At 48.6% G+C, this 18,764-nt stretch carries 19 protein-coding genes; 8 read left to right on the plus strand and 11 right to left on the minus strand.

Annotated features, from left to right (window positions below):
• Positions 1–32 precede the first annotated feature (32 nt).
• From hslV to ACSYSY_RS02360, 3 genes are read left to right on the plus strand one after another with little or no spacing between them, the layout of a single operon-like run.
• The gene (hslV, locus tag ACSYSY_RS02350; RefSeq protein WP_491707727.1) at positions 33–617 is read left to right on the plus strand and encodes an ATP-dependent protease subunit HslV; all 585 of its coding nucleotides are present in this window, start codon (positions 33–35) and stop codon (positions 615–617) included.
• On the plus strand, positions 614–1,933 hold the full coding sequence (gene hslU, locus ACSYSY_RS02355; protein ID WP_491707728.1) for an ATP-dependent protease ATPase subunit HslU: 1,320 nt from the start codon (positions 614–616) through the stop codon (positions 1,931–1,933). The genes hslV and hslU overlap by 4 nt, the downstream gene beginning before the upstream one ends.
• Positions 1,934–1,972: 39 nt before the next feature.
• Positions 1,973–2,419 (plus strand): SufE family protein, encoded by a 447-nt coding sequence (locus ACSYSY_RS02360; protein ID WP_491707729.1) that lies wholly within the window; start codon positions 1,973–1,975, stop codon positions 2,417–2,419.
• A gap of 88 nt (positions 2,420–2,507) precedes the next feature.
• On the opposite strand, the gene ACSYSY_RS02365 is transcribed toward ACSYSY_RS02360, so the two are convergent.
• Both ACSYSY_RS02365 and ACSYSY_RS02370 read right to left on the minus strand, forming a co-directional pair.
• Positions 2,508–2,789, minus strand: coding sequence for a hypothetical protein (locus ACSYSY_RS02365; protein WP_491707730.1), 282 nt, complete (start codon positions 2,787–2,789; stop codon positions 2,508–2,510).
• A gap of 198 nt (positions 2,790–2,987) precedes the next feature.
• The gene (locus tag ACSYSY_RS02370) at positions 2,988–5,435 is read right to left on the minus strand and encodes a membrane-bound PQQ-dependent dehydrogenase, glucose/quinate/shikimate family (protein ID WP_491707731.1); all 2,448 of its coding nucleotides are present in this window, start codon (positions 5,433–5,435) and stop codon (positions 2,988–2,990) included.
• 467 nt (positions 5,436–5,902) lie between these two features.
• Between ACSYSY_RS02370 and rpmI the strand changes: the two genes are divergently transcribed.
• From rpmI to lpxB, 5 genes are all read left to right on the plus strand, one after another.
• Positions 5,903–6,106, plus strand: coding sequence for a 50S ribosomal protein L35 (gene rpmI / locus ACSYSY_RS02375; RefSeq protein ID WP_489804957.1), 204 nt, complete (start codon positions 5,903–5,905; stop codon positions 6,104–6,106).
• A gap of 15 nt (positions 6,107–6,121) precedes the next feature.
• Positions 6,122–6,475, plus strand: coding sequence for a 50S ribosomal protein L20 (gene rplT / locus ACSYSY_RS02380; protein WP_489804958.1), 354 nt, complete (start codon positions 6,122–6,124; stop codon positions 6,473–6,475).
• 133 nt (positions 6,476–6,608) lie between these two features.
• Positions 6,609–7,676 carry a phenylalanine--tRNA ligase subunit alpha gene (gene pheS / locus ACSYSY_RS02385; protein WP_491707732.1) on the plus strand — a complete coding sequence of 356 codons (1,068 nt, stop codon included), beginning with the start codon at positions 6,609–6,611 and terminating at the stop codon, positions 7,674–7,676.
• A gap of 1 nt (position 7,677) precedes the next feature.
• The gene (gene pheT / locus ACSYSY_RS02390) at positions 7,678–10,140 is read left to right on the plus strand and encodes a phenylalanine--tRNA ligase subunit beta (protein ID WP_491707733.1); all 2,463 of its coding nucleotides are present in this window, start codon (positions 7,678–7,680) and stop codon (positions 10,138–10,140) included.
• 44 nt (positions 10,141–10,184) lie between these two features.
• Complete coding sequence (lpxB, locus tag ACSYSY_RS02395) at positions 10,185–11,444, plus strand: lipid-A-disaccharide synthase (RefSeq protein WP_491707734.1); 1,260 nt, start codon at positions 10,185–10,187, stop codon at positions 11,442–11,444.
• Between the two features lie 48 nt (positions 11,445–11,492).
• On the opposite strand, the gene trpS is transcribed toward lpxB, so the two are convergent.
• The 9 genes from trpS to ACSYSY_RS02440 all read right to left on the minus strand — a co-directional run bounded on the left by trpS (position 11,493) and on the right by ACSYSY_RS02440 (position 18,632).
• Positions 11,493–12,482, minus strand: a complete 990-nt coding sequence (trpS, locus tag ACSYSY_RS02400; protein ID WP_491707735.1) for a tryptophan--tRNA ligase — start codon at positions 12,480–12,482, stop codon at positions 11,493–11,495.
• A gap of 83 nt (positions 12,483–12,565) precedes the next feature.
• Entirely contained in the window at positions 12,566–13,066 is a 501-nt protein-coding gene (locus ACSYSY_RS02405) for an FKBP-type peptidyl-prolyl cis-trans isomerase (RefSeq protein ID WP_491707736.1), read from the minus strand.
• A 62-nt stretch (positions 13,067–13,128) separates the two neighbouring features.
• Complete coding sequence (locus ACSYSY_RS02410) at positions 13,129–14,361, minus strand: argininosuccinate synthase (RefSeq protein WP_491707737.1); 1,233 nt, start codon at positions 14,359–14,361, stop codon at positions 13,129–13,131.
• A gap of 211 nt (positions 14,362–14,572) precedes the next feature.
• The gene (locus ACSYSY_RS02415; protein WP_491707738.1) at positions 14,573–14,848 is read right to left on the minus strand and encodes a hypothetical protein; all 276 of its coding nucleotides are present in this window, start codon (positions 14,846–14,848) and stop codon (positions 14,573–14,575) included.
• A 3-nt stretch (positions 14,849–14,851) separates the two neighbouring features.
• The gene (locus ACSYSY_RS02420) at positions 14,852–15,124 is read right to left on the minus strand and encodes a hypothetical protein (protein ID WP_491707739.1); all 273 of its coding nucleotides are present in this window, start codon (positions 15,122–15,124) and stop codon (positions 14,852–14,854) included.
• Positions 15,125–15,337: 213 nt separating this feature from the next.
• On the minus strand, positions 15,338–16,570 hold the full coding sequence (rlmN, locus tag ACSYSY_RS02425) for a dual-specificity RNA methyltransferase RlmN (protein WP_491707740.1): 1,233 nt from the start codon (positions 16,568–16,570) through the stop codon (positions 15,338–15,340).
• 115 nt (positions 16,571–16,685) lie between these two features.
• Complete coding sequence (locus tag ACSYSY_RS02430; protein WP_491707741.1) at positions 16,686–17,114, minus strand: hypothetical protein; 429 nt, start codon at positions 17,112–17,114, stop codon at positions 16,686–16,688.
• 17 nt (positions 17,115–17,131) lie between these two features.
• Entirely contained in the window at positions 17,132–17,593 is a 462-nt protein-coding gene (locus tag ACSYSY_RS02435) for a nuclear transport factor 2 family protein (RefSeq protein WP_491707742.1), read from the minus strand.
• A gap of 43 nt (positions 17,594–17,636) precedes the next feature.
• On the minus strand, positions 17,637–18,632 hold the full coding sequence (locus tag ACSYSY_RS02440; RefSeq protein ID WP_491707743.1) for an RDD family protein: 996 nt from the start codon (positions 18,630–18,632) through the stop codon (positions 17,637–17,639).
• Positions 18,633–18,764: the final 132 nt, after the last annotated feature.

The following is an 18,764-nucleotide window of genomic DNA, read 5'->3' on the forward strand; positions in this document are numbered from 1 at the left end:
GTTATGGAAGCAAAACATTACTTACGGAGACAATGATGACATATTCTTCGCATGACCCGATCGGGTGGCACGGCACGACCATTTTATGTGTCCGTCGTGGAGAGCAGGTTGCCATGGCTGGTGATGGCCAGGTAACTCTTGGACAAACTGTTATTAAGGGCAATGCCCGCAAAGTTCGGCGGATAGGCCAGGGCGGCTCTATCCTTGCCGGTTTCGCCGGGGCAACAGCAGATGCCTTTACACTTCTTGAACGCCTTGAAGCAAAGTTGGAACGTTATCCTGGTCAGTTGGAACGTGCCTGTGTTGAGCTGGCAAAGGATTGGCGGACTGACCGTTACCTGCGCCGTCTCGAAGCCATGATGGCCGTTGCTGATAAGGAACGTTCTTTTACCCTGACGGGCAATGGTGACGTCCTGGAGCCGGAAGATGGAATCGTGGCGATTGGTTCGGGCGGGAATTATGCGCTGTCAGCAGCGCGTGCGCTGTTGCCTTTTGATGAACTCTCGGCCGAAGATATTGCCCGTAGAGCCATGAAAATTGCGGGAGATATCTGCGTTTATACAAATTATTCCGTGCGTGTGGAAACGTTGGGTATGGGCAAGGGAGAGAATTCATGAAACGTCAGGAATTAATGCCCAGAGATATCGTGACAGAATTGGATCGCTATATTGTCGGACAGGATGATGCCAAACGGGCTGTGGCAATTGCATTGCGTAATCGCTGGCGCCGGGAGCAGCTTGATGGGGCGATGCGCGAGGAGATTGTACCGAAAAATATCCTGATGATCGGCCCGACAGGGTGCGGTAAAACAGAAATTGCACGTCGCCTGGCCCGTCTTGCCAATGCGCCTTTTATCAAGATCGAAGCGACCAAATTTACCGAAGTTGGTTATGTTGGTCGTGACGTGGATAGTATCATCCGTGACCTGGTTGAGGTCTCACGCTCCATGTTGCGCAAACAGAAGCGTGAGGAAGTTAAGCCTCAGGCCGCAAAAGCAGCGGAAGAGCGGATTCTTGATATTCTGGTCGGGAAGGATGCGACTGCTGATACACGCACGCGTTTCAGACAGATGCTCCAGAATGGAGATTTTGAGTCCAAGGAAATCGAGCTTGAAGTAAGCAGTGATAAAGAAGCCCAGGCGGGTAATGGTGACCTGCCGCAAGGGCTTGCCCCCGGGCAGGTGATTAATCTCAGCGATATGATGCGTGGCATCATGGGGAAAAAACCCGTTAAACGGAAAATGACCGTTGCCCGTGCCAGAGAGCAGCTGTGCCGGGAAGAGGCAGATAATCTGCTTGATGATGATGTCCTGGATCATGAGGCCCTGCTGCATACTCAAAGTCATGGCATTGTTTTTCTCGACGAAATAGACAAGGTCTGCGCCTCATCCGAGCAAGGCGTTCGCGGAGGGAACATCTCACGCGAAGGCGTTCAGAGAGATCTCTTGCCATTGATTGAGGGGACGACGGTCAATACGAAATATGGTCCCGTTAAAACCGACCATATCCTGTTTATCACGTCGGGAGCCTTTCATCTTGCCAAACCTGCGGATCTTCTGCCGGAATTGCAGGGGCGTCTGCCTATCCGGGTAGAGCTGGGAGCCTTGGACCGTAACGATCTACGGCGTATTCTGATGGAGCCTGAACATTCTCTTATCAAGCAATATATTGCCTTATTGGGAACGGAAGGGGTTGCACTTTCATTCAGTGAAGATGCGATTGATGCGTTGGCTGATCTGGCAGCAGAAATTAACGAACGGGTTGAAAATATAGGCGCACGCCGCCTTGCGACAGTGCTGGAACGCCTTCTGGAAGATGTCTCTTTCACAGCCTCTGAACGTTCTGGCGAGGCGATCAGGATTACAGCTCAGGAGGTTAAGGAAAAAGTGGCGCCATTGGCTGAAAAGGGTGATTTAAGTCGCTTCATTCTGTAAAAAGCACTTTTTCAGTTCCCTAAGAGAAGAGAGTTTGTCATGACCCATGCTGAGGCACCTTTTGTAAATCCTGAAGAACAAAGCTGCCAGGAAGCGATCGAGGCAATTCGTGAGGAGCTCTCCCTTTTCGATGACTGGATGGAACGTTACCAATATATCATTGAGCTGGGGAAGAAACTGCCTTCTTTTCCAGCTCAATGGCAAAATGATGCTCACCGTGTGCCTGGATGCCAGAGTCAGGTCTGGTTGGAAGGGGAAAGAGTGGAGGACAGGCTCTTCTTTGCCGGTGCCTCTGATGCGTCAATCGTGCAGGGGCTGGTTGCTCTTCTTTTGCGTGTCTATTCAGGCAGAACCCGTGAGGAGATTCTGGCAACAGGATCAACGTTTCTGCATGACCTCGGATTGGTGAAAGCCCTGTCAACCAACAGAGGAAACGGTGTGGAGGCAATGGCTCAGGCGATTCAACGTTTTGCTCACTCTGCCTGATCGTCTTTCAAAAACGTAAAGGCAACAAAAAACCCTGCTTCCTTTAAAGGAGCAGGGTTTTTTACTGAAATGTAAGACCGTCCGGAACTTACTGAGCAGGTGCTGGTGCTGGTGCAGCAGGAGCAGCAGCGGAGTCAGCAGGAGCTTTAGCCATATCAGATTTCATGGCGTCTGGAGCAGCTTTGGATTCATCACCCTGTGTCTGCTGAGAAGCGGCCTCTTTTGTAGCTTCTTTTTTATGATGAGCTTTTTTGTGAGCGTGATGAGCTTTGTGATGCTTTGGAGCTTCAGAAGCGTCCTGAGCAAGAGCAGCCTGACCACCGAAAGCGGCGACGGCAAGAGCGGCAACAGCAAAACGACGTAAGGTCATAATAAATCCCCTCATGAGGAATAGGAAATGAGCCCTGTAAAATCACAGGATTTCTGGACTTTATGACGAATTTAAAAAAAAGGCTAGTTAAAGCTCTGTAATGTGAAGAGAGATTTTTAAAATAAAAAAGGACGCCCTATTTCCAGGGCGTCCCGATCTTAAAAAACCGTTAAATGGACCTGAAATCAATCCTCTTTCCTATTTTGTCTGAGTATTTCCCTCATCAAGTGTATAGGCGATCAGATAATCACCCATTTTTGTATGAAAAGACGAATGTCCACCTGCATAGGTAACAATATATTGTTTTCCGTTGATTGCGTAAGTCATGGGAGTGGACTGCGCTCCTGCTGGTAGACGGTCACTCCATAGAATCTGACCTGACGTTAGATCATAGGCCCTGATGTAACGATCCATGGTGGATGTCAGGAAAGCAAGATTTCCGGCTGTGACAAGGGAGCCCCCGAGGGAAGGGACACCTATGGTCACAGGTGGAAGCTCGATGGGCAGGCTGGAGCCATGCAGCGAATCCTGCATTGTGCCATTACGGTGGCGATAAACAACCTGATTGGTTGTCAGATCAATCCCGGCAATTTCACCCCATGGTGGCGTGCGGCATGGAATGTTGAGGCCAAGTTTCGTCAAAAGAGGATTCATGAAAGGTGAAAGTTTTACAGCGTAGGGAATCCCGTAATTATGCTGCAAACCGCTTTCGCTGCCTTTGCCCTTTACGGCGTGAGAAGGGGGCCATAGGGGATTATTGGGGCCACGAGGGATTAGTTGCGAGACGAAAGGTATGCTCAGTATATTGGCAAAAGCAATCTGACGTTGTGGATCAACCCCCAGTCCGCCCCATTCAAACATGCCCAAATCACCAGGGAAGACAAGTGTCCCCTGAAGCGAAGGTGGCGTGAATGGTCCGTTATAGCGCAGAGAGTGGAAATAAATGCTGCACACCATCTGGTCTAATGTGCTGCCGCCCCAGATATCCTTGTCTCCAAGAGGTTCTTTGGGTTGCAGGCTCAGGGCTGAATGAGGCTGAGTCGGGCTTGTATAATCCCCTGTGACAGGGTGTTGCGGGACTTTGATTTCAGAGACGTCCACAACGGGTTTGCCCGTGCGGCGATCCAGAACAAAGACGTCGCCTGTTTTGGTGGGAATATAAATGACGGGGATTTTTGATCCATCTTTTTGCACAATGTCGATAAGGCTGGGCTGGGAGCCAACATCCATATCCCATAAATCGTGATGTACCGTCTGATAAAACCAGACCAGTTTTCCATTATCAGCGTTCAGGGCCAGGATCCCCGGAACGTAACGTCCGGCTTCTTTTGTCCGGTAGCCACCCCATTGATCAGGCGTGCCGACACCCATAGGGATATAGACCAGATTCAGCCCTTTATCATAAGCTGAAACGCCCCAGGAATTTGGCGAATTTGCATGAAAAACCGGGTGATCTTCACTTGGCATTTCATTGGGGTCGGGATTGGCGGCATCAAAAACCCAGGCCAGCTTGCCTGTATAGACGTCATAGGCCCGTGTCGCGCCGGAAGGCTGACGTACCGAGCCATTATCCGTGATGGCACTATTAACAATGACGTATTTATCAGTAATGACCGGCGGGGAGGTCGGTTCATAATCGCCCACGGCATCATAAGGTTGATGACTGACACGCAAGTCAAGTTCACCATCTTTGCCGAAGGCAGAGCATTTTTTGCCCGTTGCCGCATCAATCTCGATAATGCGACCGTCATTGACAGGCAGAATGATTCTTTTGGCACAGTCTGTGAGAGACACGGGCGCCCCCGTCGAATCAACCGCTTGAGCAGGCGCTGTATGTGCGCTTACCCCGCGGCACGTCAGATGCTGGAATGTGGGTTTTGACTCCAGTTTCGGGTCAAAAACCCATTTTTCTTTTCCTGTAGCGGCATCAACGGCAAAAAGTTTCTGATGGAGTGAGCAGAAATAGAGGGTGTTATCAAACTCAAGAGGCGTTGCTTCATTTGTAGCTTCAGCAGAATCCTGGTCCGTAGGGTGATCCCCCGTTCTCATGACCCAGGCGAGTTTTAATTTCCCTACAGTCTTGTCATTGATCTGCTTCAGAGGAGACCAGCGGTCCCCTTCATAAGTGCGCCCATAGGCCAGCCATTCATCGTCGGGCACCTGATTCCCGTTATAAGGATCCGTATTGGCAATACGGGTCGGAAGTTTTCCCTTGATGTCGGATGGGTCCATCGACCAGCTTGCAACCAGTATGGAAAGGCTCACAATAATCATGGAGATGAGGGGAGCCGTTGTCATGATGTGGGCTGATAAGGGGCGTGTCACCCATGGGAGCGCAAGGATGATGCCAACGACGAGAGCAACATCCAGCCAGGGAAGAAGGGACCAGAAATCAAACCCGACAAGAATAATGGCCCAGCTCAGGGTTCCCAGCATGACGAGGGCGAAAAGAACCAATCCTGCAGCGTTTCTCCTGAAAAGGAAAAGACCCGTCAGGAAATAGCCAATTCCGGCAAGGAGATAATAGAGAGGGCCGCCTATAATGGCATCCCATAGGCCGCCAATGATGAAGAACAGCCCAATGACTGAAACGCCAAGAGCAATGAAAGATAGCCCGGAATTTCTCTTTTCAGGTATGGATGACATAGCGCCCCCTATTTTTGTTGTTCAGGGAAAGGAAGAGAAAGCCTCCCCTCTGAAAATATATCAGAAGAATATTAAAAAGGTGCAAGAGCCTTCTATAAAAGAATATTTATACAGGTAAAAATTCATATAAGTTCGTTAATTCATGAAATAATTAATAATAGTATAATTAACGATCATATATCGTATCTTTATTATTAATTAACTATGAATCATTTATGGAAATTTAACCTGATTATTTCGTTAATAATCTCTTTATAATACAGAAATGAAATTTTGTAGCATACAGAGATTAGAGGGAGGAGTGTTGCGCAAGGCAGGGCTCTTTTTGTCTTGCCCTGAAAGAAAAAGCTCCTTATAAGCACGGAGAAACCAGCCGCGCGTCCGGGCGAATTGTGGCATGCCCGGCCGTGGGATTTTTCATTTCGTATGAAGTGGAAAGTTTGAATGAATGTTACAGGGAGAGTAAAATGCCCAAGATGAAGACCAAGTCTTCGGTCAAAAAGCGGTTCAAAATTACCGCGACCGGTAAAGTGATGTGCGGACCCGGCAATAAGCGCCATGGCCTGATCAATCGCCCCCAGAAAATGAAACGCTCCAATCGTGGTCCTCAGACCATGACCGAGATGGATGCGCGTACAATCAAACAGTGGGCGCCCTACGGGCTGTCATAAGGAGATTAGGATACCATGGCACGTGTAAAACGGGGCAAAACCTCCCACGCCCGTCACAAAAAGGTTCTGGAACTTGCCAAAGGCTATCGCGGCCGTTCCTCCACGAACTATCGTATTGCTCTGGAGCGCGTTGAAAAAGGCCTTCAGTATGCTTATCGCGATCGTCGTAACAAAAAACGTGATTTCCGCGCTCTCTGGATCCAGCGTATCAATGCTGCCGTGCGCGAACATGGCCTGACCTACAGCCGTTTCATTAACGGTCTGGCCAAGGCTGGTATTGAAATCGACCGTAAAGTTCTTGCTGCGATTGCCTTTGACAATTCTGAAGCATTTGCTGAGATTGTCCGCAAGGCTCAGGCAGCTCTGTAAGAGCAATTTTACAGTAAGTATGTTATTTCCCTTCCGTCTTGTGTCGAAGGGAACGTGACAGGCGGGCCGTCCTTGCATAAAGGGTGGCCCGTTTTTTGTTGTGGTAAAACCATTCCGGGGAGATGCAGGGTAAATGGCCAATGATCTCGAGGCTCTTAGGCAGGAAACGCTTCAGGCTTTAAAAGACGTCAGCACACAAAGCGCGTGGGACAGTGTACGTGTAGGCACGTTGGGGCGTTCAGGAAAACTGACGATGCTCCTGCGTCAGTTGGGACAATTTCCTGCTGAGGAGAGAAAAGCCCGGGGCCAGGATCTGAACCGTCTGCGTGATGAATTAACCCTTCTGATTGAACAACGTGGCAGGGAGATTGAAGAGCTGGAACTTCAGGCACGCCTGAATGCTGAGCGTGTCGATGTGACATGTCCGCCTCCTGCCATGCCACAAGGGCTCATTCACCCGATCAGCCGCACGATAGAAGAGATGACAGCGCTCTTTGGGGCTATGGGGTTTGTCGTTGCTGAAGGCCCGGATATTGAAACGCAGTGGCATAATTTTTCGGCCCTGAATACACCCGATCACCACCCGGCCCGCACAGAGCAGGATACGTTTTATCTCCCGGCTCTGAATGGTGCTTCAGAAGCACCTGTCCTGCGGACCCAGACTTCAGGCGTGCAGATTCGCACCATGTTGAGCCAGGAACCGCCGATCCGTATCATCGCCCCGGGCCGTACCTACCGGGCTGATCATGATGCCACCCATTCTCCCATGTTTCATCAATGTGAAGGCCTGGTTATTGATCGCACCATTACGTTAGGCCATCTCAAATATTGCCTGATCGAATTTTTGCGCGCCTTTTTTGATAAGCCTGATTTGCCTGTCCGGTTTCGTCCTTCCTATTTCCCTTTCACTGAGCCATCAATGGAAGTTGATATTGGCTGGTCTCGTCAGACAGGGGAGCTCGGGGCTGGTTCTGACTGGCTGGAGGTTCTGGGTTCCGGTATGGTAAATCCCCGCGTTCTGGCTAATTGTGGGCTCGATCCTTCAGAGTGGCAGGGTTTTGCGTTTGGAATGGGAATTGAGCGACTGGCCATGTTGAAAAACGGTATTGCTGATTTACGCTCCTTTTATGAAAGCGATCTGCGCTGGCTCCGACATTATGGATTTTCAGCTTTGAATGAAATTGGCGCAGGGAGATTCTAAGATGAAATTTTCACTATCATGGCTTCGTGAACATCTGGATTATACAGCCTCCCTCGAAGAAATTTGCGCGACCCTGAACAATATCGGTCTCGAAGTTGAATCAGTTGATGAACCTGCAAAGAGACTGGCCGGGTTTCGCACGGCCAAAATTCTCGAAGCGTCCAAACACCCTGATGCCGATCGATTGCAGGTCTGTCGTGTCAATGCGGGTGCCGGTTTTGAAAATATACAGGTTGTTTGCGGGGCGCCGAATGCGAGGGCTGACCTGCATGTCATTTTTGCACCACCAGGCACGTATATTCCGGGCAGCGATATCACCATCAAGGCAGGCAAAATCCGAGGGGAGAAAAGCGAGGGAATGCTCTGCTCTCTTCGGGAGCTTGGCCTTGGTGAGGAAAGTAATGGTATTGCTGAACTCTCACCAACCGCGCCGATCGGCGTTGATTATGTGGAATATGCGCAACTTGATGATCCGGTCATAGAGATTGCCATTACTCCCAACCGAGGTGATGCTCTGAGTATCAGAGGGATTGCGCGTGACCTTTCAGCCGCTGGAGTGGGGCATCTGAAGCCTTGCCTGACTGAAATGGTTGAGGGAAAAGGCACCTCTGAGTACAAATGGGAAATCCATCATCGGGCATGCACATTCATAACTGGGCGTCTTATTCGTGGCGTAAAAAATGGTCCAAGCCCGGAATGGCTCCAGCGCCGTCTTGAATCGGTCGGGCTGACGCCCCGCTCTTTGCTCGTTGACGTCACGAATTATGTCATGCTGACGCTCGGTCAGCCCATGCATGCTTTTGATGCTGGCAGACTTGAAGGCAAGGTCCTGCATGTCATAGAGGCGCAGTCAGCTGATTTCCTTGCCCTGGATGGAAAGGAATATTCTCTTACGTCCAATGATATGGTGATCGCCGATGCCAATGGTGCTGTGTCTCTGGCGGGGATCATTGGTGGGCAGAATAGTGCTGTTGATGAAAACACGACTGATGTTTTCCTTGAAGCGGCTTATTTTAATGCCGTCCAGATTGCTCTGAGTGGCCGCCGCCTTGGTGTGCAGACAGATGCACGCTACCGGTTTGAGCGTGGTGTTGATCCCGCCATGGTGCGCAATGCTCTTGAAAAAGCAACATCGCTTATTCTCTCTCTGGGCGGAGGGGAAGCCGGCCCGGTGACCGAAGCTGGAAAAGAGCCTCTCCTGCAACGTCACGCCTCTATGCGGTTTGAACGGCTGAAATCCCTCGCAGGATTGGATATGGATCCAGCCGAGGCGGTGCATTATCTTGAACATCTGGGTTTTGAAGTCATTGAAAGGAATGATGAAAAGGCCAGTTTCAAGGTGCCTTCATGGCGTCATGATATTGCTGCGGCTCAGCCCTTGGCACAGGCCCCAGTCCTTTCAGAAGCGCAGGCACAGAAAGCGGCTCTGCATGTTAATCAGCTTGAAGCAGAATGTGACCTGATTGAAGAGGTTCTTCGTCTCAAGGGGTTGGAGCATGTCACTCCAGAGCCTCTGCCACCGCTGAAACGGGATAAACGTCCTGTTTTGCAACAGGCACCACTTTCCATGCTGCGTCGTTTATGTGCGGGTCGTGGGCTCATGGAGACAGTAGGGTTTTCATTCGTTTCAGATCAGGATGCGTCTTTATTTGAAGAAACAGTCCTGTCGGAGCGTCTGGTAAACCCGATTGCGTCTGATCTTGATCAGCTTCGTCCAACGTCATTGGTTAATTTGCTTCGCACCCTTGAGCGCAATCTTGCTCGTGGGCTGGGTCAGAATGGTGAGGCTGCTTTTTTCGAAATAGGGCCTGCTTTCGGTCGTAATGGCACACGTACACTTCTGGCGGCCGTCAGGGGAGGCGTAACCGCGCGTTATCCAGGACTTCCTGCACGGGAGCCAGATTGGTTGCAGGCAAAATCTGACCTTATGGCTGTTCTGGAAATTATGGGTGTGCCGGAAGCCTCTCTTTCCACAACGGCTGATGCACCGTCTTATTACCATCCCGGGCGCTCAGGGCAGTTGCGTCAGGGGCCAAAATCTGTGCTTGGAAGCTTTGGTGAGCTGCATCCTCGGCTGGTGCAGGCGTTTAATCTGACAGGTCGGGTTGCCATTTTTGAAGTTGATCTTAATAAAGTTCCGGCTCCTAAAGCGAAACGCAAAACAGCACCGGATTTTTCCGTTCTGCAACCTGTAAGGCGAGATTTTGCCTTTCTTGCCGGAGCTGATGTTGCCGTGCAGGATATTCTCAAGGCAGCCCGTCTGGCTGACCGGAAATTGATCAGTGATGTTCGACTTTTTGATGTCTATGAAGGGGAAAAACTTCCTGAAGGTTATCGGTCTCTGGGTATTGAGGTGACTCTTCAGCCTAAGGATGAAAGTCTGACAGACCAGCAGCTTGAAACACTCGCTCGTTCTGTTGAACAGGCCGTGGAAAAAGCAACCGGGGCGACATTAAGACGTTAATGCGCCATAAGAGACGAATAAGACGGGCATAGGAGTTCATCCCCATGGAGGCAAGAGTTGCCGTTCAAGGCCAGATGCAGATGGAGAAGAAGGGCCGTATAGTCTGGATTCTTGCTGGAGAGGCCAGTGGGGATGTGATCGGTGCCCGTCTCATGCATGCCCTTCATGAGCGTGATCCCGAGCTTGTTTTTGCAGGCGTCGGGGGAGGGCGCATGGAGGCATTGGGCCTCAGAAGTCTCTTCCCGATGGATGATCTTGCGGTTATGGGCTTTCTTGAAGTCCTGCCTCATGTCAGGCTGTTATCCCAACGTTTGTTGGAAGCCGAGTTTGATATCAGATTGAGGTGCCCTGATGTCGTCGTAACGATTGACAGTCCGGGTTTTTCTTTCAGATTACTCAAGCGCATTAAGTCCATGGGTTTGAAAAGGGTGCATTATGTGGCCCCGCAGGTCTGGGCATGGCGGGAAAACCGTCTCAAACATTATAAAGGTCTGTGGGATCGGCTTTTATGTCTATTCCCTTTTGAACCGGAGTGGTTTGCGCAAAGGGGATTTGAAGCCCGTTTTGTAGGACATCCCGTTTTGCAGGCGGGGGTCGCGAAAGGTAAGGCCCATCGTTTCCGCCTGCGTCATGATATAAGCGAAACGGCTCCGGTGCTGATTTTAATGCCCGGGAGCCGTCGTTCCGAAATACCGAAATTAATGCCGGTGTTTCATCATATGACGAAATTGCTTCTGAAGGATTTTCCCGATCTTGTTCTCGTGATTCCTGTTGTGCCGGCTATGGCAGTGCAGGTGCGCCATTATGTGGAAAAATGGGAAATCCAGCCCCGTATCGTCACGGACTTACAGGACAAGCACGATGCTTATGCTGCAGCGCAATGTGCTGTAACGAAATCAGGAACGTCAACGCTTGAACTGGCTATGGGGCGTGTGCCCATGGTCGTGACCTATAAGGTCAATAAACTTTCTGCCATGCTGGTGAGGCGAATGATAAAAGTGCCTTATGTTGCCATGGTCAATCTGCTTATGGGAACAAAAATCGTCCCTGAATTATTGCAGGAAGATTGTAACCCCGAGATGCTTGCGCAAAAAGTAGGGGAACTTTTGCGGAACCCCGTTTCAGCAGGTGCCCAGAAAGGGGCCTTCGCTCATCTTTTATACAAGTTGGAACAGCCCTTTGGCATGACCCCGGCTGATGCAGCGGCTTTGGAAATCCTGGCTCTTCTGGATGGAAAAGAACAGGTCGAGATAGAGGGGGAAGTTCCTGGCTCCGGCGGCCCGGAAGAAAATTTTTCGGCCTGAGACTGCTGAACTTATAAAGTGCCTCAGGCCAATTTAAAAAGCGTATTTCTACCGAATAAATCCGACCAGACGTTCTGCTTCCTGCACGATGGGTTCTGAAACTTCGGAGGCAGCGTGTGCGCCTTTGCGCAGAAGGGCGATGATGTGAGCTTCGTCGTTCAAGAGGTCGTTTGTTTTATGAGCGATGGGAGCAATTTTTTCGACCATGAGCTCTGTGAGGGCCTTTTTGAAATCACCAAAGCCTTTGCCGCCAAAGTCTGTGAGGATGTCCTGTGGGGTTTTATCAGACAGAGACGCATAAATTGTCACCAGATTTAAAGCCTCAGGTCGGCCTTCCAATCCGTCTGTTTCACTGGGCAGTGCCTCAGTATCTGTTTTGGCACGGCGGATTTTCAGTGCGATCTCATCTTCAGTATCTGTCAGAAGGATGCGACTTTGCTCTGATGGATCAGATTTGGACATTTTCTTTGTGCCATCACGCAGATTCATGACGCGGGCTGCGTGAGGTGGGATGAGACCTTTGATTTCAGGGAAAAATTCAACACCCATATCATGATTGAATTTTTGCGCGATATCATTGGCAAGCTCAATATGCTGGCGCTGGTCATCCCCTACAGGGACGTGCGTGGCATGGAATGCCAGAATATCGGCCGCCATGAGGTTGGGGTAAACATAAAGCCCCGCTGAGTGGTTTTCCCTGTTTTTGCCGGCTTTGTCTTTAAACTGGGTCATGCGGTTGAGCCAGCCAAGACGGGAAACGCAATTGAAAATCCAGCCAAGGCGGGCATGTGTGCTGACGGCAGACTGATTATAAAGATGGTTTGGATTTAACCCGCAGGCGAGAAGGCAGGCAGCGGTGACCAGTGTCTGACGGCGGAGCTTTTCAGGCTCCCAGGGCATGGTGATTGAATGGAGGTCCACCAGGCAGAAGAAGCTCTCATATTCTTCCTGCAACGCGGTCCAGTTTCTGATAGCCCCGAGATAATTGCCAAGATGGGGGACACCTGTGGGCTGAATACCGGAAAAAACACGTTGCATAAAATACCTCAATGATGGAAGAAAGCCGCCTTTTTCGGGCAAGAGAAAAAGACGGCTTAGGGATATAAATTATAACGGACGTTTTACAGCCCGGAATTATCATCAAGTCCCAGAAGCTGGATCTTGAAGATCAGAGGGCTATTGGGTGGAATAATCCCCATGGAGCGTTTGCCATAGGCAAGTTTGGCAGGGATATAAAACTCAAATGTATCGCCAACATGCATGAGGGGCAGGCCCTCCATCCAGCCTTCAATCACACCATCAAGGGGCATTTCCATATAGGCAGCGCCTGTGTGCAGCTCAGAACTGTCAAAAATCCCGCCATCAGGCAGACGACCTTCGTAAATGATCATCATCATTGATCCCTGATGGGGGGTTGGGCCAGTTTTGGGGCCGGCTTTGAGGACTTTATAAGCCAGGCCGTCTTTTAAGGTGATAACACCCTTTTCCTTGCTAACCTGAGCCATGAACTGATCGCTGGTCAGAGCAGGTTTGGGAGGGGCGCTGCAAGCGCCGAGCCCAATCATACTGGTAAGAGCCAGGGCGGAGATAATCGTTTTAGAAGAGCGTCTCAGACTGCGCATATTGGACATCCTTTTTAACATGATTTTATCAATGAGCGGAGAGTGTTGAAAGGGGAGGTGCGTCAGAGCGCACCACCTTTACGGCCAATCTGTGCGCCCAGACGCAGGCGCAGCGCATTGAGGCGGATGAAGCCCTGGGCATCGACCTGATTATAGGCGCCTTCATCATCCTCAAATGTGACAACACGGGCGTCATAAAGGCTATTGGGGCTTTCGCGCCCAATGCAGACGACGTTACCCTTATAAAGTTTGAGGCGCACGCGCCCTGTAACGGAATGTTGGCTCGTATCAATCAGAGCCTGTAACATGCGGCGCTCAGGAGAGAACCAGAGGCCGTTATAAATCAGCTCAGCATAACGTGGCATAATGCTGTCTTTAAGGTGACCGGCATCACGATCAAGCGTAATGGTCTCCATGGAGCGGTGAGCCGTCAGCAGGATCGTCCCACCCGGTGTTTCGTAGATACCGCGGGATTTCATTCCGACGAAACGGTTTTCCACCAGATCAAGGCGCCCAATCCCGTTAATGCGTCCGAGCTCATTAAGGCGCGTCAGCAGGGTAGCGGGGGAGAGTGTCTCACCATTCAATGCAACGGGGTCACCGCTGACAAAATCAATGCTGATTTCTGTTGCTTTGTCAGGGGCTGCTTCAGGAGACACTGTGCGCTGGAATACGATTTCATCCGGGGCAATGGCCGGGTCTTCAAGCAGTTTCCCTTCTGAAGAGGAATGCAGCAGATTGGCATCCACAGAGAAAGGAGCTTCGCCGCGCTTGTCCTTGGTGACAGGAATCTGGTTTTTTTCAGCAAAATCAAGCAGTTTAGTGCGGGACGTCAGGTCCCATTCGCGCCAGGGTGCAATGACTTTAACGTCAGGCTTCAGCGCATAATAGCTCAGTTCGAAACGGACCTGGTCGTTTCCTTTGCCTGTGGCGCCATGAGCAACAGCGTCGGCACCAACGGCTTCAGCGATCTCAATCTGTCTTTGCGCAATCAGAGGACGGGCAATGGAGGTGCCGAGAAGATATTGCCCCTCATAAAGCGTATTGGCCCGGAACATGGGGAAGACAAAGTCTTTGACAAATGTCTCACGCAGATCCTCGATAAAGATTTCTTTAACGCCAAATTGTTCTGCTTTTTTGCGGGCAGGTTCCAGTTCTTCCCCCTGGCCAAGATCAGCAGTGAAGGTGACGACTTCGCACCCATAATGCTGTTGCAGCCAGCGCAGGATAACAGACGTATCCAATCCGCCGGAATAAGCCAGCACAACTTTTTTAACATCTGACGTCTTAGCCATGTAACGCCTGTCCTCTTTTGAATTTATCAACAAAGTGCTGGAGACATACTACCATAGCAGAAGGGGAAACGGCCAGAGTGCATGGCGGAAATTGCCATTATGAAATTATAGGTGCGGCTCTCTGTGCTGTGCGAGGATATATCAAATATAAATAATAAGGACCTGTCCAGAAGTGTTTTTTTAATTTTAAATCGGTTAATTTGAAGTTAATTTATTCCTTTATCTGAATTTTCTGTATTTTATTAAATGATATATTCTTCTCGTTAAGTAAGTCTATCTGGCAAACAATAAAATCAACTTGCCTTATGAGAAGTCTAAGAAGAATAATATCTTCCTGATTGGTTTCGTCTTCTTCCAGAAAACGATTAAAGAGTTTCGTCAGTGAATAAGTCAGCAGAGCGAGGTTCTGCATGATTTCAGCACTGACCTGATAATAAAGAGGCGGCTCTGATTTCCAGCGCGTGATTTCATAAAAAGGGAGGGACATAAATCAGACTCTTTTAGGAGGGATATCAGTAATGGAGGCCTCATCAAGTGTACCAAACCGCTCAAGGAGGGACATCGTAAAAGGATCTCCTGAACGTGCAAGACAATCACGCAGGGAGAGTAGAATAATATTAAGGGTAAAGAGCTGCTTGAATGAAATTTCCTGGCAGGACTCATCAAGAGGTAAACTGTCCTTAAGTTGTGAGCAGTGATAATGCAGCTTTTGAAGAGCCTGAAGAGAAATCCTGCATGTTGTAGAAGACTCGTTGAATTTCATAAGTGAAAATGAACCCGTTAAAGAAAATAGTAATGCCTATATGATTGCATTAATTATTCATTAATCATTTTCACTGGGTATGAAAAGTTTTTAAATAAAAACCATCAGGTTGTATTGTTCCCCATCACAGGCGAGAGGAAAGACGATTGGAATGGTGCGTGCGTGTTTCCGGACATAACCTGTCATTGAACAAGGTTATGTCCTTTTCAGATTTTAATCGTTGCCTGACATCTCGTTATAAATGTCGTTTGCTCCGCGGCGTGCTCTCTCGCTCTGCGTTTTCAGCTGCCCGCAGGCGGCGAGGATATCGCGGCCTCTGGGCATACGAATGGGGGCGGAGTAACCGGCATCCATAATGATCTGGGCAAAGCGGGCCAGGCGCTCTTTGGTCGAGGGTTTGAAGTCCGAACCGGGCCATGGGTTAAAGGGAATGAGGTTCACTTTAGCTGGAATCCCTTTTAACAGGCGCACAAGCTCTCTGGCGTCCGCGTCGCTGTCATTAATGCCGCGCAGCATAATATATTCGAACGTAATGCGGCGCGAATTTGAAGCTGCCGGGTAACGACGGCAGGCAGCCATCAGCTCTTCAATAGGGTATTTCCGGTTGAGCGGAACAATCTCATCGCGCAGCTCATTTGTGACAGCATGGAGCGAGATTGCCAGATTAACGGCCAGTTCCTCACCACAACGGTCCATCATCGGCACGACGCCGGAGGTTGAAAGGGTAATGCGCCTGCGTGAAAGAGCAATGCCCTCGCCATCCATGACAATCTTCATGGCTTTGGCAACGTTCTCGTAATTATAAAGCGGCTCGCCCATGCCCATTAGCACGATGGTGGAAAGCAGCCGAGGGGTTTCCCCTTTGGGGCTGGGCCATTCATGATAGCTGTCACGCGCTGCCATAAACTGCCCGACGATTTCAGCAGCTCCGAGATTGCGCACCAGTTTCTGCGTGCCGGTATGGCAGAATGTGCAGGAAAGGGTACATCCAACCTGGGAAGAAATGCAAACAGCGCCCCGGTCTTCCCGGCGATCAGGGATATAGACGGTTTCTGCTTCCTGACCGTCGCGGAATCGGAAGAGGAATTTCCGCGTCTCGTCCTTGGAGGTCTGTTCTGTCGTGATGGACGGACGTCCCACAATGAAATGTTCCGCCAGCTTTGCCTGGAGCGGCTTGGCGATTGTGGACATGAGGGAGAAGTCAGTTGCCCCCTGATGATAGATCCAGTGCCAGAGCTGCTTGGCTCGGAAAGGCTTTTCCCCAATCTCTACCAGAAGCTCTGCCAGCTCTTCCCGGGATAGGCCCACAAGGTCACGTCGTCCGTCTTCTGTCACGGCAGAAGGAGGGGCAAAAAGGGCGGATTTTGCCAGAATACGTTTACGCTCCGCGTCGTTAAGATCGTTCAAAGCGTCAGAAGAAAGGGGAGAAGCAGCCAAATCAGTCATAGGCGCGTCCCATAGCATAAGAGAAAGCGGAAAAGCTATCTTTATTGGGGAAGAGGGGCGCGTGAATTGTTAAAAAGTCTTCCCTATTTTTAAAGAAGAATTCGTTGAAGTTGAGCTACGTGGTCGTTTCAAGGCAGGCTCTTTCAATTGCCTCTTTAATTTGGTAGGCCAATTTTTCATTTCTTGTGGTGTATATACCCGTATCGTCTCCCCCGATGATAAGTCTTATAAAGTAATATTTTATAAACATTAAATAGCAAAGATATATAATAGTTGATATAAAGCTAAATATAGATAAAAATGCAAACAGGTTGAAAAGATTTAAAAACATCATTGCTAAGAAAATAAATAAAACTGTAAAAACAGATCCTGTCATCATAGGGTTTTTATAATAATCTGAAGGGTGTCTTGCGTTGTAAGGAACATTTCCAGATTTAATATAGACCGAGTTTATGTGTTTTATAAAATAAGTTGATCCATTAATTATAACTCTTTTGTTAGTGACTTTAATATTGGAGAGATTTAAAATTTGATATTCATTCATTTTGGTTAATCCTTCTTTTATAGACCTAATTCGGAAAGAGAAGGATAATCATCCGGCCGTTGGGGCGTATCCCATAAAAATTTCCGCTCATTCGCTGTAATGGAGAGGTCGTTGATAGAAGCGTGACGGGAGGACATCAGACCTTTTTCGTCAAATTCCCACATTTCATTTCCATAAGAGCGCCACCATTGTCCGGCGTCATTTTGCCATTCATACGCAAACCTGACGGCAATGCGGTTCTGGTGGAAGCTCCATAGCTCTTTTATGAGACGGTAATTTCTTTCCTGAGCCCATTTTCGGGTCAAAAATGATACGATCTCATTGCGTCCCTGGATGAATTCATTCCTATTGCGCCAGAAACAGTCAGATGTGTAAGCGAGAGCAGTTTTTTCAGGGTCACGGCTGTTCCAGGCATTTTCAGCAGCGCGGACCTTGATAGTGGCAGTTTCATTCGTAAATGGGGGGAGAGGAGGTCTCATAGGTAACCGCTTTCGGGAGGTTTTACGGATTCAAAGCATCTATTTATGAGTGGGGGCACATTTTAGGGTTTATACGATATTGAAAAAGGATTGTTCCTTGATATGTATAGATATAGACGACTTCCTTTCCAAACATGAAAACATTTCTTCCTTTTAAAGAACATAAATAATTTAGAGCGGTTCTGGGGCTAGTCAGTCTTATAATTCCCATCCTGATACTATCTCTGTTAGTGAATGGAGCATTGCCTTCTTTTTGGAAGGCATAATGGAAAACAACATTTCCATCCTCGATATTAATTTTTTCAGCAATCAGAATATTACTGAAACGATGGGGAAGTGCTCTATTTTGCGTTTCTATAAAGGCCTTTTGTTGTGGGTTCAGGGTTGTGGCTTTTAAATGATAGGATAGGTATCCCAGGAAAATACAGAGATTGACCAATAGAATAAAAAAGAGATTTAGCCCCACTGAGATACAGAGCGCTGTTCTCATTGTGCTGGCATTACGAGACATAACAGCCATACATGACCGCCTGTCCCAGAATGTGCTGCCGGTTTTCCTGTAATTGATATAAATCGGAATCGCGATGATAATTCCCAGAGAAAACGGAAGAGCGATGATCCCGGCGGGGAGGGCCAGAAGGAATAATGTGCCTGATACGAGAAAGGACCGTTTAAGATAGTCTGAATAATGTAAGGCGTGGTTTGTAAAATTTACAATTTCAAGTCCAAAAATTTTATGGCCGATATTGCGACCAAATTTTTTAGATATGACTGAATCAGTGAGACTATAAAAAATTAATGCTATTATAATGATCGGAATCATTAATCCGTATGTTGATAATGATGCTTTCAGTGTTTCGTTGGAAAGAATTATAATTTCAAAATTAAAGTTTTTTATCCAGTTACTATTGATCACATATAATATAAAAAACTCAATAGTGAGATAAATTGGCAGGAATATTCCGGCATCGACAAGACGCGCTAGAAATCTGGTCCATGGCCATATTTCTTTTTGATCACTATTAGAGTTGTTCGCCATGTTCCAAACCCTACTGAGTAAAAATATTACACGCTTACTCTTTATGAGTATATAACAGATTTGGTTACAGCATAGGGAAAGAATATAAGATATACAAATAAAAATATTATTTTATGTATTTATGATTAATAT

The organism is Aristophania sp. ESL1100, assembly GCF_058511235.1.

Coding starts and splice junctions, on each gene's coding strand:
- rlmN (WP_491707740.1), bottom strand. CDS start 16,570: ATGACTGATTTGGCTGCTTCTCCCCTTTCTTCTGACGCTTTGAACGAT.
- ACSYSY_RS02435 (WP_491707742.1), bottom strand. CDS start 17,593: ATGAGACCTCCTCTCCCCCCATTTACGAATGAAACTGCCACTATCAAG.
- hslU (WP_491707728.1), top strand. CDS start 614: ATGAAACGTCAGGAATTAATGCCCAGAGATATCGTGACAGAATTGGAT.
- rplT (WP_489804958.1), top strand. CDS start 6,122: ATGGCACGTGTAAAACGGGGCAAAACCTCCCACGCCCGTCACAAAAAG.
- ACSYSY_RS02420 (WP_491707739.1), bottom strand. CDS start 15,124: ATGAAATTCAACGAGTCTTCTACAACATGCAGGATTTCTCTTCAGGCT.
- ACSYSY_RS02430 (WP_491707741.1), bottom strand. CDS start 17,114: ATGAATGAATATCAAATTTTAAATCTCTCCAATATTAAAGTCACTAAC.
- ACSYSY_RS02360 (WP_491707729.1), top strand. CDS start 1,973: ATGACCCATGCTGAGGCACCTTTTGTAAATCCTGAAGAACAAAGCTGC.
- ACSYSY_RS02415 (WP_491707738.1), bottom strand. CDS start 14,848: ATGTCCCTCCCTTTTTATGAAATCACGCGCTGGAAATCAGAGCCGCCT.
- hslV (WP_491707727.1), top strand. CDS start 33: ATGATGACATATTCTTCGCATGACCCGATCGGGTGGCACGGCACGACC.
- trpS (WP_491707735.1), bottom strand. CDS start 12,482: ATGCAACGTGTTTTTTCCGGTATTCAGCCCACAGGTGTCCCCCATCTT.
- pheT (WP_491707733.1), top strand. CDS start 7,678: ATGAAATTTTCACTATCATGGCTTCGTGAACATCTGGATTATACAGCC.
- lpxB (WP_491707734.1), top strand. CDS start 10,185: ATGGAGGCAAGAGTTGCCGTTCAAGGCCAGATGCAGATGGAGAAGAAG.
- ACSYSY_RS02410 (WP_491707737.1), bottom strand. CDS start 14,361: ATGGCTAAGACGTCAGATGTTAAAAAAGTTGTGCTGGCTTATTCCGGC.
- ACSYSY_RS02405 (WP_491707736.1), bottom strand. CDS start 13,066: ATGCGCAGTCTGAGACGCTCTTCTAAAACGATTATCTCCGCCCTGGCT.
- ACSYSY_RS02440 (WP_491707743.1), bottom strand. CDS start 18,632: ATGGCGAACAACTCTAATAGTGATCAAAAAGAAATATGGCCATGGACC.
- rpmI (WP_489804957.1), top strand. CDS start 5,903: ATGCCCAAGATGAAGACCAAGTCTTCGGTCAAAAAGCGGTTCAAAATT.
- ACSYSY_RS02370 (WP_491707731.1), bottom strand. CDS start 5,435: ATGTCATCCATACCTGAAAAGAGAAATTCCGGGCTATCTTTCATTGCT.
- ACSYSY_RS02365 (WP_491707730.1), bottom strand. CDS start 2,789: ATGACCTTACGTCGTTTTGCTGTTGCCGCTCTTGCCGTCGCCGCTTTC.
- pheS (WP_491707732.1), top strand. CDS start 6,609: ATGGCCAATGATCTCGAGGCTCTTAGGCAGGAAACGCTTCAGGCTTTA.